This window comes from Kitasatospora sp. NPDC059795, assembly GCF_042732175.1.
GTDB lineage: Bacteria > Actinomycetota > Actinomycetes > Streptomycetales > Streptomycetaceae > Kitasatospora.
The window spans coordinates 50,971-64,876 of the sequence record NZ_JBHWID010000003.1 but is presented as its reverse complement, the minus strand read 5'-3'; the positions used below and the strand labels follow the sequence as shown (position 1 = coordinate 64,876).

Annotated in this window: 10 protein-coding genes; 5 read left to right on the top strand and 5 right to left on the bottom strand. The window is 73.8% G+C overall.

Annotated elements, in window-relative coordinates; all coding sequences use genetic code 11:
* Positions 1–106 precede the first annotated feature (106 nt).
* The gene (locus tag ACFV4P_RS07410; RefSeq protein WP_380468286.1) at positions 107–2,104 is read right to left on the bottom strand and encodes an alkyl/aryl-sulfatase; all 1,998 of its coding nucleotides are present in this window, start codon (positions 2,102–2,104) and stop codon (positions 107–109) included.
* 328 nt (positions 2,105–2,432) lie between these two features.
* On the opposite strand from ACFV4P_RS07410, the gene ACFV4P_RS07405 reads away from it, so the two are divergent.
* Together ACFV4P_RS07405 and ACFV4P_RS07400 are read left to right on the top strand one after the other, a co-directional pair.
* Positions 2,433–3,476 (top strand): S66 peptidase family protein, encoded by a 1,044-nt coding sequence (locus tag ACFV4P_RS07405; RefSeq protein ID WP_380468284.1) that lies wholly within the window; start codon positions 2,433–2,435, stop codon positions 3,474–3,476.
* 205 nt (positions 3,477–3,681) lie between these two features.
* Complete coding sequence (locus ACFV4P_RS07400) at positions 3,682–6,099, top strand: hypothetical protein (protein WP_380468282.1); 2,418 nt, start codon at positions 3,682–3,684, stop codon at positions 6,097–6,099.
* 7 nt (positions 6,100–6,106) lie between these two features.
* On the opposite strand, the gene ACFV4P_RS07395 is transcribed toward ACFV4P_RS07400, so the two are convergent.
* Positions 6,107–6,550 carry a hypothetical protein gene (locus ACFV4P_RS07395; protein WP_380468280.1) on the bottom strand — a complete coding sequence of 148 codons (444 nt, stop codon included), beginning with the start codon at positions 6,548–6,550 and terminating at the stop codon, positions 6,107–6,109.
* Between the two features lie 34 nt (positions 6,551–6,584).
* On the opposite strand from ACFV4P_RS07395, the gene ACFV4P_RS07390 reads away from it, so the two are divergent.
* Complete coding sequence (locus tag ACFV4P_RS07390) at positions 6,585–7,235, top strand: hypothetical protein (protein ID WP_380468278.1); 651 nt, start codon at positions 6,585–6,587, stop codon at positions 7,233–7,235.
* Positions 7,236–7,245: 10 nt separating this feature from the next.
* On the opposite strand, the gene ACFV4P_RS07385 is transcribed toward ACFV4P_RS07390, so the two are convergent.
* Positions 7,246–7,653 carry a carboxymuconolactone decarboxylase family protein gene (locus tag ACFV4P_RS07385; RefSeq protein ID WP_073808807.1) on the bottom strand — a complete coding sequence of 136 codons (408 nt, stop codon included), beginning with the start codon at positions 7,651–7,653 and terminating at the stop codon, positions 7,246–7,248.
* A 410-nt stretch (positions 7,654–8,063) separates the two neighbouring features.
* On the opposite strand from ACFV4P_RS07385, the gene ACFV4P_RS07380 reads away from it, so the two are divergent.
* Entirely contained in the window at positions 8,064–9,701 is a 1,638-nt protein-coding gene (locus tag ACFV4P_RS07380) for an ABC-F family ATP-binding cassette domain-containing protein (protein ID WP_380468276.1), read from the top strand.
* A 355-nt stretch (positions 9,702–10,056) separates the two neighbouring features.
* Complete coding sequence (locus tag ACFV4P_RS07375) at positions 10,057–11,757, top strand: ABC-F family ATP-binding cassette domain-containing protein (RefSeq protein ID WP_380468274.1); 1,701 nt, start codon at positions 10,057–10,059, stop codon at positions 11,755–11,757.
* 73 nt (positions 11,758–11,830) lie between these two features.
* On the opposite strand, the gene fabG is transcribed toward ACFV4P_RS07375, so the two are convergent.
* Both fabG and ACFV4P_RS07365 read right to left on the bottom strand, forming a co-directional pair.
* Entirely contained in the window at positions 11,831–12,589 is a 759-nt protein-coding gene (fabG, locus tag ACFV4P_RS07370; RefSeq protein ID WP_380468272.1) for a 3-oxoacyl-ACP reductase FabG, read from the bottom strand.
* Between the two features lie 61 nt (positions 12,590–12,650).
* Positions 12,651–13,838: a thiolase family protein gene (locus ACFV4P_RS07365; protein WP_380468270.1), complete on the bottom strand. Its 1,188-nt coding sequence runs from the start codon at positions 13,836–13,838 to the stop codon at positions 12,651–12,653.
* Between the last annotated feature and the right edge of the window lie 68 nt (positions 13,839–13,906).

Genomic DNA, 13,906 nt, shown 5'->3' with positions numbered 1-13,906 from the left:
GCGTCGCCGACGCGGCCGGTGTGCTGGGAATCGATCTCGACGGGCAGCCGGAGGCCGACCCCGCCCGAGGTGCGGGCGGGGTCGGCGCGGGGTCGGCGGGGCGGGGTTACGGGGTGGTCAGGCCGAACCAGTACTCGAAGGTTTCGAGCGTGTTGTTGAAGGTGTTGAGCGGGGCGAGGGTGCCGCTGTCGACGGTGAGGTCGCCGTCGGCGGCGAGTTGGTCCGGGGTGGTGGCGCCGATGGCGAGGGCGTCGAGGCCGGCCCGGGTGACGGTGTAGAGGGCGTCGGCGGTGTCGGGCAAGGCGCCGGGGGTGTAGACGAGGACGCCGTTGCGCAGCTGGACGGTGCACCGGTCGGGGTCGCCCGCGACGCCGCCGGTGACGGTGAAGCCGAGGGTGAGCGGCGAGTTCGCGGCCGCCGGGCCGTTGAGGCGGATGCCGAAGTAGTCGAAGAGCATGTCCATCTGCATGGCCGCCAGCACGGCCGGGGTGATGATCTGCGGGCTGGGCAGGTCGGGGCTGCCGTCGGCGGGGCGGTGGCGCAGCTCGAACGCGGCGGCGAGGTAGAAGTTGCGCCACGGGCCGCTCTCGGCCTGGTAGCCGAGCTGCTCCAGGACGTCGGCCTCCAGTTCGCGGGCGTCGGTGTCGGTGGGGTCGGCGAAGACGGCGTGGCTGAGCAGTTCCGCCGCCCACCGGTAGTCCTCGGGGCCCTTGGCGTTCTCGAAGGTCTGCCGGGCCATGGCGACCACGTTGGCGGCGCCGCCCATCGCGTCGACGTAGCGGGGGCCGGCCTGCTCGGGCGGCAGGGTGTGCAGGTGGGCGGCGTTGCCGTCGTACCAGCCCAGGTAGCGCTGGTAGACCGCCTTGGTGTCGTGGCTGACGGTGCCGTAGTAGCCGCGGTTGTACCACTGCCCGGCCAGGCCGTCGGGGAGGTTGCCGTCGAGGTTCTCGGCGATCTCGGTCATCGTCAGGCCCTGGTTGGCCAGCCGCAGCGACTGGTCGTGCAGGTAGCGGTACAGGTCGGACTGGCTGGTGAGGAAGGAGGTGATCGCGGCGGGGTTCTCGTCGCTGTTCCAGCGCGGCCAGAAGTGGCTGGCGAACAGCGTGTCGGAACGGTCCGCGAACCACTCGACGGACTGCCGCAGGTACTCCGACCAGGACTTGGCGTCCCGCACCTGGGCGCCGCGCAGGCTGTACAGGTTGTGCAGGGTCGGCGTGGCGTTCTCGGCCATGCAGACCGCCCGCACGTCGGGCAGGTAGAAGTTCATCTCCGCCGGGGCCTCGGTGCCCGGGGTGAGCTGGAACTCCATGTTCACCGGACCGAAGGACACCACGTTGCCCTGCACGGCGACGTCGGAGGTCACATTGAACGTGGGCACCAGCAGGCCCGAGGTGCCGTTGGAGCTGGTCTTGCCGAGCCCGGCGTCGACCTGCCCGTGCGCGGACTTCTCCAGCAGCGAGCCGTACATGAACTGCGCGCGGCGCAGCATCGCGTTGCCGGCGTAGACGTTCTCGCTCACCGCGTGCTCCAGGAACCCGTCCGGGGCGATGACGTCCACCCCGTCGGGCAGCACCCCGCCGTCGAACAGGCCGAGCACGCCGCCGTAGTGGTCGATGTGGGAGTGCGTGAAGAGCACCGCGCAGATCTCGCGGTTCGCCCCGCGGTGCTTGCGGTAGAGGCTCAGCGCCGCGGTCGCGCACTCCTCGCTGATCAGCGGGTCCACCACCACGATCCGCAGGTCGACCCCGGTGGGGTCCTCCAGGAAGGTGATGTTGGACAGGTCCATGCCGCGGACCTGGTAGACGGCGTTCGCGACCACCTCGAACAGGCCGGTGTTCATGTTCAGTCGAGCGTTGCGCCACAGGCTCGGGTTGACGGTGTCGGGCGCGTCGCCCTCCAGGAACCGGTACGGGGCCAGGCTCCAGGCCGGCACGTCGCTGCCCGTCCTGTCCACGGTGAAGTCCGCGGGCAGCGGCTCCAGCAAGCCGGTGGCGGCGAACGCCGCCTCCTGGTCCTGGTCCGCCGGCGGGACGGCGACGGAGGCGTTCAGATCCGCCGTCAACGACGTCGCGGGCCGGGGCTCACGAGGTGCGGAACCGGTCAAGGGTATGTCCTTCCGTTCGGCCGGGCGGCTCCCGGCACGGACCGAGATGCCCGCGAGCGGGCACGCCGACGATGACGCAGCGGCACCGGGTGGACGCGCTCCGTCATCGGTCGGTGGGCAGATCATGTCAGCACGAGATCCACCGTCACCAGGGCGACAACCGGCCAGTAGCACCGTCCGTCACAGTGAGAACGCAGGTCACAGGCCAGGCATGTGACGGACCGTCGGATCTGCGTACCGGCAGGCCCCTGGCGTGTCGGGCCCCGCACTGCGGGCCGATGCCGGAAATCGCTCGTGCGCGACGGAAGGCGCTGGCTAGCATCGCGCCATGTCAGACCGACTCACGTACCCGCCCAAGCCCCGCCCCGGCGACCGGGTCGCCGTGCTCTCGCCGTCCTTCGCCGGACCGGCGCTGTTCCCGCTGCCGCACGAGCTCGGACTGCGCCGCCTCCGCGAGGACTTCGGACTGGAACCCGTCGAGTACCCGACCACCCGCAAGCTCGACGCGAGCCCCCAGGAGCGGGCCGCCGACCTGCACGCGGCGTTCACCGACCCGACCGTCAAGGCCGTGCTGGCCACCCTCGGCGGCGAGGACCAGATCACCGTGATCCCTTACCTGGACGGCGAGTTGATCCGGGCGCACGCCAAGCCGTTCTTCGGGTTCAGCGACAACACCAACCTGCTGGACTTCCTCTGGCGGCACGGCGTGGTCTCCTACCACGGCGGCGCGATCATGACCGAGTTCGGCCGACCCGGCGCCATCCACCCGCTCACCGAGGCCTCGCTGCGCGCCGCCCTGTTCGAGGACGGCGCGTACGAGCTGCGCGAGGCCGAGGACGTCAGCACCGAACTCGGCCGCTGGGAGGACCCGGCCACCTTCGAACGGATGCCCGCGAGCGAACCCGCCACCGGCGCGTACTGGCACCGCAGCGACCGGGTGGTCGAGGGCGTCAGCTGGGGCGGCAACCTGGAGATCGCGCACTGGATGGCCGCCGCCGACCGGCTGCTGCCCGTCGAGGCGTACGCCGGGTGCGTGCTGGTGCTGGAGACCTCCGAGGAGATGCCGTCCGGCACCGAGGTGTACCAAATGCTTCGCAACCTCGGCGAACGCGGACTGCTCCGCCAGTTCCCGGCCGTGCTGTTCGGTCGCGCCATGGCCTGGTCCTTCGAGCAGCCCCACGACGCCGAACAGCGCGCCCGGTACCGCGCCGAACAGCGCGCCGCCGCCCTGCGCGCCCTGAACGCCTACGCGCCCGACACCATGGCCGTGTTCGACGTCGACCTCGGCCACACCGAGCCCCAGCAGGTCATCCCGTACGGCGGCCTGATCCGGGTGGACGGACCGGCCCGCCGCATCACCGTCACCTACTGACGCACCGTGAGCCGCCCCGACGGCACCCGCCTGGCGCCCTCGCCGACCAGCGGGCGCCGCCGCGGGCCGCGCCACCCGCCCTGGCCCGCCCACCCGCCGACCACGTATCGTGGCCGGGATCGGAACGTGACGCCCGGGCGCCACGGTGAACGGGCACGACGTCGCGAGGGCGGCGGACGGGGGCGGTGACCTGACGGTGGCTGACGTGGCATCGACGACCGGGGACGGACCGGCGGCGGCCGACCTGGAGGAGACCTTCACGCTGCCGACCCAACCCCCCGGCCCCCAGCAGGGCGCCCGACCGGGCTCCGAACAGCCGCCCGCCAACGACCCGTTCGCGACCTCCGTCAACCTGCGGGTCAACCCGACACCCCCCGACCTCACCCCCGGCGGCAACCGGACCGCCCCGCCCACCCCGACCCCGGCCGGCGGCACACCCGTCCCGCCGCCGCCCACCGCGCCCCCCGCGGCGGTCACCACCGGCTGGACCGGCATGATCCCGGTGATCACCGCCGACACCCCGCCACCCGGCGCCCCCGCACCGGCCCCGGCCCAGGCCCCGGCACCCGCGCACGCGCCCGCCTCCGCCCCGAGCCCCGCTCCGACCCCCGCCCAGGCCCGCGGCATCGGCCGCGGACTGCGCGGACGCATCCTGGTCGTCGAGGGCGGCTACGGCGGCGGCCGCCGCTGGGGCCGCGGCGGCGCCGGACACGCCTCCGTGCTGTCCGCCGCACTGGCCGGCGTCGCCCCGCAGATCCTGCTCTCCGCCGACCAGGTCGACGCCGTCCACCTCCCCGGCGCCAACGACCCGCAGACCGTCCTCGCCCACCTGCGCGCCGCCGCCCGCCACCCCGGCCCGCTGCTGATCCACCTCGGCGGCCACCTGGTCACCGACCGGCGCGGCGACCAGATGTACCTGTCGCTGCGCGAGAACAAGGCGTCCGAAAGCCTCCCCTGGACCGCCCTCGCCACCGAACTGCGCCACCGCGGAACCGAGTTCGACACCCTGGTGATCGGCGACCTGAGCGCCGACCCGGTGCTCTGGCCGCACCTCGTCGCCGCCGCCGCCGGACAGCAGCTCAGCGAAGGCGTGCCGCTCTGGGCCGTCGTCAACCACGACCCCGACCAGCTCGGCACCTTCACCCGCGCCCTCATCGAGACCCTGCACCGCGGCCGCCCCGGCGCCGACCAACTGCTCACCCCCGAACTCGTCCGCCAGCAGGTCCACTCCGTGCTGCGCCCCGACACCGTGGTGATCACCGCACACCCCGGCGACCGGCCCTGGTTCCGCAACACCGCCCGGCAGGTCGCCCCCGCCGACCCCGCCGCCGGCCGGCCCGCCGCGCCCCCCGTCCCGCCCAACACCCCTCCCGCTGCGCCCACTTCACGCCCCGCCGAGCCGGCCCGGCCCCGGCTCGCCCCCGGCTGGACGCCGCGCGTCCTGGTCTCGCTGCGCAAGGCCGGCGTCCCCGCGACGCCCGCCCGCCGCCGCATGATCGTCTCGCTGGAGCGCGGCGTGCCGATGGTCCCGGTGGACACCCAGCTGGTCGACCTCGGCAAGGCCACCGGCGCGCCCGCCGCGCCTGTTGCGACTGCCGCGCCTGTTGCGCCTGTTGTGCCCGAGCCTGCTGCGCCTGCTGCGAACGCTGGGCCTGCTGCGCCTGTCGCGTCCGAGCCCGCTGTGGCCGCTGTGGCCGCTGTGGCCGCCGTGCCTGTCGCGTCCGAGCCCGCCGTCCGCCTCGGCAAGGACCTGCCCGATCCGGCTGCGCCGCGGGTCGAACTCGCCAAGTCGGGGCCGGAGTCGGTGGATCCGCGCGTCGTGACCTTCTTCAAGGGCGACGCCGTGCCCACCGTGTCCGAACCGGACGCCGCCCTGCCCTGGTTCGACCCGCTGGCCGCGACGGTTCCGCTGAGCGGGAGCGCGCAGGCCGCCGCCCTGCCGCTGCCCGACCCCGGGGCGACGGCCCCGACCGTGCCGCTCGACAAGCCCCAACCGGCCGTCCAGCACGACCCGTTGGCGTCGACCGTGCCACTGGACAAGCCGCGACCGGCCGTTCAGCACGACCCGGCGGCGGCCACGGTGCCGCTGGAGCAGAAGGCCGCGCCCGTCCCAGCGGCCGCACCTGCCACACCTGCCACACCTGCCACACCCGTCGCAGCGGCCGAACAGGCCCCGCCGACCGACTACTTGGCGGCCATCGGCCCGATCGTCCAGGCCGCCGAGGCCGGCGACCACGACACCGCGGCGGCGCTCGCCCTCGCCCTGGAGGAGCGGGCGGTCGCGGCGCACGGCCAGCTCGCCCCGGCCGTGCTCCAGGTCCGGCAGGTCCGCGCGCACGTCTCCCGGGTGGCCGGACTGCCTGTGCTGGCAGCCGAGTTGTACCGACAGGTGGCCAACGCGCTGCTGCAGACCGAAGGCCCCGAGCATCCCGAGACCCAGCGGGCCGCCACCAATGCCGAGGCCTGCTGGCGCGCCGTCAAGGACCCGGCCGAGGCGATCCGCATCGCGCCCGAGATCATAGAGCTCCGCGCCCACCTGCCCGGCCCCGACAGCCGCAAGCTCCGGGCCTCCGAGCGATATCTCCAGCAGCTCGTCAACGCGAAGGCGGCCGCGATGAGATGACGGTCCGTCAGCGATCGATCGACCACGGCGTGCCCGGCGGCGGCGCGCCGTGGTCGAGCAGGTGCCGGACGAGGAGCAGCGCCCGGTCGAGCGGGACGGTGTCCTCGTCCGGGTACTCGTCCGGCTGGCCGTTGGCGAGCAGGTAGCCGTCGCTCCAGCCCTCCGCGCCCGGATCGACGGCGTGCTCGCCCGGGTCGCCGGGCCCGGCCAGCAGCATCACCATCGCCCGCGCGCCGTTGGAGACCACCGCCAACTGCCGTCCGTGCGAGCTGTGCAGCCAGTTCTCCGTCCGGCCGTCGGCGATCGGCCGCCGCAACTCGGCGACGGCGTCCGCCGGGTGTGCAGAGACATCGGTGAACTGCCAGTGTTCATCGGGGTGTTGGATCACGTCGGTGCGTTCCTTCCGGTGCGGGTCGGGGTGGGAACCGATCGGGTGGGGCGTCCGTCCCATCGCCGGAATCGTCAACGCCCTTGAGGGGGACATCATGGTCCGTCGCCGTCTCGCCGCCGCCGCGCTGGTCCTCGGTGCGTTCTCGCCGGTGAGCGCCTGCGGTTCGGTCGCCCCGACCGACGGCGGGATCTCGGTGGAGGCCGCGCCGACCGGCGGCGCGGTCGCGGACGCCGCCCCACCGTCGGACGGGAGCACTCCCGGCGCCTGGCGGCCGGCGAACGGCGCCGCGTCGGCGCTCGGCGACCTGGGGTACGGCGCGTTCCGGGACGTCTACGGGTCGGTGTATGTGGACGCCGGCCACAACCGGGTGGTCCTGTACGCCACCGACACCGGCCGCGCCACGAGCATGATCGCGGCGGTGCGCGAGGCCCACCCCGACACCGCCGGGGTGAACGTCGAGATCGTCGCCTGTGCGTACACCGCGAGGGCGATGTCCGAGGCCACCGGGAAGATCATGTCGGCCCAGCAGGCCGAGCCGTTCTCCTACCCGGTCTACTCCTCCGGGAACGGCCCGGAGGGCAACGGCGTGCTCGTCACCACCTCGGCGGCGGGCGCCGCGTCGCCGGAGTTCGCGCGGGAACTCCAGCGGGTGGCGGGATCCGTCCCGGTGCGGGTGAGCGCCGGCGAGCCGGTGGTCGCCCTGAACGCGCTCATGCCGGCCCCGGGGGCGTCCACGTCCGGCTGACCCGGCGCGCTCAGCCGTCGTGGACGGGCAGCAGGCCGCGCTCGGCGAAGACCCGCTTCGCGGCCAGCGTGGCGTTGATCGCCCGGGGGAACCCGCAGTACGCGGCGGCGTGCAGCAGCGCCTCCACGATCTGCTGGGGCGTCAGTCCCACGTTCAGCGAGGCGTTGACGTGGACCTCGACCTCGGGCTCGCACCCCCCGAGCGCGGTCAACATGCCGAGGGTCACCAACTGCCGGTCGCGCGGCGGCAGCGCCGGACGGGAGTAGATCTCGGCGAACCCCCAGGCGGCGATCTGGTGCGCGAGTTCGGGGGAGACGTCCGCCAGCGCCGCCACCACCCGCTCGCCCGCCTCGCCGTCGATCCCGGCCAGCACCTGCATGCCCCGCTCGAAGCGCTCGCGGCGGTCGTCCGTGGTCATCTGCGCTCCCTGGGTGGGGGATTCGTGGGCCGTGAGGCCACGGTAGACACCGGAGCGCGGCCGAGCCGTCCGGCCGCGCCGCCGGGGCCCCCGGCCGGCCCAGCGTGTCGCGGCCCCGGAAACAGGCCCCGGAAACAAATGGCGCGACCTGCGGCGGAGGGAGGCGCTACACTCGCCGCGACACCGTTGGTACGCGACGCGCGAGTTGCGCGCGCCGTGTGAGCAGAGGGACAGAGACGTGGCGGGTGACGACGACATCTCCGGGTGAGATCCGGATCTGACGGCCACCGGGCCGGTGCACAGGAGCGCCGCCGGAGTGGTCCGTTTCGTCGTCCCCTTTTTTCCCGCCCGCCTGTTCTCCAGGGCAGTGGCCTCTCCCTGCCCTCCAGCACCATCGAGGTCCCTTCACCATGTCCGACGCCGCCGTCGTCTGCTCCAACCTGTCCTTCTCCTGGCCGGACGACACCCCGGTCTTCCACGACCTGTCGTTCACCGTGCCCACCGGCCGCACCGGCCTGGTCGCCCCGAACGGCTCCGGCAAGTCCACCCTGCTCCGGCTGATCGCCGGTGAACTCAAGCCCACCGCAGGCTCGGTGACGGTCTCCGGCACCCTTGGACACCTGCCGCAGACGCTGCCGCTCACCGGAAAGCTCACCGTCGCCGACGTGCTCGGCATCGCCGACGTGATCCGCGCCCTGGACGCCGTCGAGTCCGGCGACGTCGCCGAGGAGCACTTCGCCACCATCGGCGACGACTGGGACGTCGAGGAACGCACCCGCGCCCAACTCGACCGCCTCGGCCTCGGCCACCTCGCCCTCGACCGCCACCTGGACACCCTCAGCGGCGGCCAGGTCATCTCCCTCGGCCTCGCCGCCCAACTGCTGCGCCGCCCCGACGTGCTACTGCTCGACGAGCCCACCAACAACCTCGACCTGGCGGCCCGCCACCGCCTGTACGACGTGCTGTCCGAGTTCAACGGCTGCCTGCTGCTGGTCAGCCACGACCGCGCGCTGCTCGACCGCATGGAGCGGACCGCCGAACTCGACGACGGCGAACTGCGCCTGTACGGAGGCGACTTCACCTCCTACGAGGAGGCCGTCCGGGCCGAACGGGAGGTCGCCGAACGCAACGTCCGCAACGCCGAGCAGACCCTGAAGCGCGAGAAGCGCGAGGCCCAGCAGGCCCGCGAACGCGCCGACCGGCGGGCCGGCAACGCCGCGAAGAACCTGAAGAACGCCGGCCTGCCGAAGATCTTCGCCGGAAACATGAAGCGCGGCGCGCAGGAGGCCGCCGGCCGCTCCGGGCAGGTGCACGCCGCCCGCGTCGACGAGGCCAGGGCCCGCCTCGACGAAGCCGGGCGGGCCGTGCGCGAGGAGCAGCGCCTCAGCCTCGAACTGCCCGACACCCGCGTTCCCGCCGGCCGCACCCTGTTCCACGGCACCGGCCTGCAAGCACGGCTCGACGACCACGAGGTGTTCGCCCCCGGCGGCGTCGACCTGATGGTCCGCGGCCCCGAACGGATCGCACTGACCGGCCCCAACGGCGCCGGGAAGACCACCCTGATGCGGCTGATCACCGGCGCGCTCACCCCCGACAGCGGCGAACTGCGGCGCGGCGAAGGCCGGATCGCCTACCTGTCGCAGCGCCTCGACCTGCTGGACGAGAGCCGCACGGTCGCGGAGAACTTCACCGCGTTCGCCCCCGAACGCCCGGAGGCCGAGCGGATGAACCTGCTCGCCCGCTTCCTGTTCCGCGGCCAGCGCGCGCACCTCCCCGTCGGCGTCCTCTCCGGCGGCGAACGCCTCCGCGCCACCCTCGCCTGCATCCTGTGCGCCGAACCCGCCCCGCACCTGCTGCTGCTCGACGAGCCCACCAACAACCTCGACCTCGTCGGCGTCGCCCAACTGGAGAGCGCCCTCAACGCCTACCACGGCGCGTTCCTCGTCGTCAGCCACGACGAACGCTTCCTCACCGAGATCGGCGTCGACCGCCGCCTGCTCCTCTCCGACGGCGTCCTCACGGAGACCTCGGTGGCCCCGGCGCTCTGACACGCCGTCCGAAGCTGCCGCCGACCCGCGCTGCCCGCCGGCCACGCGGGTCGTAACGGTCGGAGGGGCCGGGCGGGTCGGCGGCTACGTGCCGCGACGGCGGTTGGCGGCGGCCGAGTTCGGCGGGTCCGCGTGGGGCCGTGCCGGAGCTCGGCCATACGTCACCGTGCCCTGCCCGTCGACGGGTCGGCACGCCCGCGTCGGCATGCCCGGCGGGCCGGCCGCCCGGACCACAGGGAAAGTCCTGTCGCCCCAGCCCGCCCTGTCCGTCGATCTCTTGGCCCGCAAGCGCGGGTGGCGCGCTGCCGTCCGCCCGGGTTGCTGCAGTCCGTCCCGACCGTACCGGAGGTTCCTCATGTCCCAACCCGCCCTGCTCGCCCATGACGTGGTGCGCGTCCTCGGCGGCCGTCGGATTCTCGACGGGTTGTCGCTGACCGTCGCGCCCGGGCGGCGGCTCGGGCTGATCGGCGAGAACGGCTCCGGGAAGTCCACGCTGCTGCGGGTGCTGGCCGGAGTGGACGAGCCCGACCGGGGGAGCGTCACCCGGCCCGCCGAACTCGGCTTCCTGTGGCAGGAGATGCCGTTCGACGCCGCCGCCACCGTGGCCGACGTGATCGACGAAGCCCTACGGGAGGCCCGCGCCGATCTCGCCGAACTCGACCGTCTCGGCGTCGAACTCGCCGAGCTCCCGGACGGCGACCCGCGCCAACCCGACCTGCTGGCCGCCTACGGCACCCGGTTCGAACAGGCCCAGGACCGCGAAGCCTGGGACGCCGACCGCCATGCCGCCCGACTGCTCGACGGCCTCGGGCTCGCCGCGGTCGAAGCGCAGCGCACCCTCGGGTCGCTGTCCGGCGGGCAGCGCGGCCGTCTCGCACTCGCCGCACTGCTGGTGCGCCGCCCGGCCGCCGTGCTGCTCGACGAACCCACCAACCACCTCGACGACGAGGCCGCCGCCTTCCTGGAGGAGCAACTCCGCGCGCTGCCCGGCACGGTGGTCGTCGCCAGCCACGACCGGGCGTTCCTCGACGCGGTCTGCACCGACCTGGTCGACCTCGACCCGGCCGTCGGCGGCCCGGTCCGCTTCGGCGGCGGCTACCGCGCCTACCTGTCCGCCAAGCACGCCCGCCGGCAGCGCTGGGAGCGCCAGTACGCCGACGAACAGAAGGAACTGGCCGACCTGCGGCGATCGGCCACCGTCACCGCGCACCGCGTCGCCCCCGATCGCGGCCCCACCGACAACGAGAAGATGGGCTACGGCCACCGCGCCGGCCGCGTCCAGCAGCAGATCTCCCGCCGGGTGCGCGACGCCGCCGGCCGACTCGCCGACCTCGAACGCCGCCAGGTGCCCGAACCGCCCGCACCGCTGCGCTTCGCACCGGACGCCTTCGCCACCGGACGCGCCACCGCCCCGGCCGACGAGACCCCCGGCGCGGCCGACGAGACCCGCGCCCCGGCCGACGAGACCCCCGGCGCGGCCGAACGGACCCCCGGCCCGCTGGTCACGCTGCACCGCATCCGGGTGCCCGGCCGCCTCGCGCTCGACGAACTGGAGGTGGCGCCGGACGAGCGCCTGCTGATCACCGGCGGCAACGGAACCGGCAAGTCCACCCTGCTCGCCGTCCTGGCCGGCCGCCTCACCCCGAGCGGACAGGTGCACCGGCGACCGGGGGCGACGGTCGGCCTGCTCACCCAGGACACCGCGTTCGACCGGCCCGACCGCACCGCCCGCGACACCTACCTGCTGGCCCTCGGACCGGACCTCGCCGAACGCGTCCCGCTGGCATCGCTCGGACTGCTCGCCGCCGCCGACCTCGACCGCCCCGTCGGCGACCTCTCCGTCGGCCAGCGTCGCCGCCTCGCCCTCGCCCTGCTGGTGGCCCGCCCGCCGCACCTGCTGCTGCTCGACGAGCCCACCAACCACCTCTCGCCGGCGCTCTGCGACGAACTCGAGGAGGCCATCGGCGGCACCGGTCCCGGCGCGATCGTGCTGGCCGGCCACGACCGCTGGCTGCGCCGCCGCTGGCAGGGCAGGGAGATCTGCCTTGGCACCTGACCCGCAACGCCGACCGGCCCGGGCCCGGGCTCCCACGAGCCCGGCCCCGGGCCGGTCGAAGCGCACAACCGGCCTACCGGGCACCGCCGTTGACGTACAGCGTCTGCCCGCTGACGTACGACGCGTCCTCGCTCGCCAGGAACGCCACCACCGAGGCGACCTCCTCCGGCAGGCCCACCCGCCGCAGCGGGGTGCGCTGCGCGACCTCCGCCTGGTGCGCCTCCGGCGTCGCCCCGACCCGCTCGGCAGTCGTCGCCGTCATCGACGTCGCGATGTAACCCGGCGCCACCGCGTTCACGTTCACGTTGAACGGGCCCAGCTCGATCGCCAACGTCGCCGTCAGGCCCTGGATGCCGGCCTTCGCCGCCGCGTAGTTCGCCTGCCCGCGGTTGCCCAGCGCGGACCGCGAACTCAGCGACACGATCTTGCCGTACTTCTGCGCCACGAAGTACCGCTGCGCCACGTGCGAACAGTTGTAGGCGCTGGTCAGGTTGACCGACAGCACCATGTCCCAGTCGCTCTTCGGCATCTTGAAGAACAGGTTGTCGCGGGTGATCCCGGCGTTGTTCACCAGGATGTGCACCCCGCCCAACTCCTCGACCACGGACGCGAACACGGCCTCCACCGCCTCGTAGTCCGCCACGTCGCGGCCGAAGGCGCGCGCGGTGCCGCCCGCCGCGACGATCTCCTTGACGGTGCTCTCCGCCCGCTCCGCCGTCAGGTCGACCACGGCCACCGCCGCGCCCTCCTCTGCCAGCCGCCGCGCCGTCGCCGCCCCGATGCCCTGCGCGGCGCCCGTGACCACCGCTACCTTGCCGTCGAACCTGCCCACAGCCACACCTTTCCGATGCATCATCAACACATTGATTGATCTCAATCCGTACTGCTGGAGATCAATCGCGCTCGACCAGTACCGCGGAACCCTGTCCGACGCCCACGCACATCGTCGCCAGGCCGCGCCGGGCGCCGGTGCGGCGCATCCGGTGCAGCAGCGTGGTGAGGATCCGGGCGCCCGAGCAGCCCAGCGGGTGGCCCAGGGCGATCGCCCCGCCGGAGGGGTTCACCAGCTCCGGGTCGATGCCCAACTCGCCGACGGACGCCAGCGCCTGGGCCGCGAACGCCTCGTTGAACTCGGCGGTCTCCACGTCCTGGAGCTTCCAGCCGCCGCGCTCCAGCACCCGCCGGGTCGCCGGCACCGGACCGATGCCCATCACGTCCGGGTGCACGCCCATCGACGCGCCCGCCACGTACCGGCCCAGCGGTTCCAACCCCAGCTCCGCCAACGCCCGTTCGCTGCACAGCAGCAGCGCCGCCGCGCCGTCGTTCATCGGCGAGGCGTTGCCCGCGGTGACGCTGCCGCCCGCCCGGAACACCGGCTTCAGCGCGGCCAGCTTCGCCGCCGTGGTGTCCGGACGGATCGACTCGTCGCGCTCCACCAGCACCCCGTCCGGGCGCTCCACCGCCAGCAGCTCGGCGTCGAAATGGCCCGACTCCCGTGCCTCGGCGGCCAGTCGGTGGCTGCGCAGGGCGAACGCGTCCTGCGCCTCCCGGGAGACGCCGTACCGCGCCGCGACCTCCTCCGCGGTCTCGCCCATCGACAGCACGCCGTGCAGCTCGCGCATCCGCGGGTTGGTCAGCCGCCAGCCCAGCCGGGTGTCGAAGGTCTCCATCCGGTGCGGCAGCGCCTCGTCGGGGCGGGGCAGCACGAACGGGGCGCGGCTCATCGACTCGCAGCCGCCCGCCACCACCACGTCCGCCTCGCCGGAGCCGATCGCCCGGGCCGCCGCGGTGACGGCCTCCATGCCGGACGCGCACAGCCGGTTGAGGGTCACGCCCGGCACCGAGTCGGGCAGCCCGGCCAGCAGCACCGCCATCCGGGCCAGGTTGCGGTTGTCCTCGCCGGCCTGGTTGGCGGCGCCCCAGTACACGTCGTCGATCCGCGCCGGGTCCAACCCCGGCACCTGGTCGAGCAGTCCGCGCAGCACCGCCGCCGACAGGTCGTCGGGCCGGACGGTGGACAGCGCGCCGCGCAGCTTCCCGATCGGGGTGCGGCGGGCGGCGGCGATGAAGACCGGAAGCACTTCGTCGAGCTCCTGTTCAGTGATCAGTGATGGTGCCCAGTGATGGTTCCCAAGACCCGTCGCCTCGT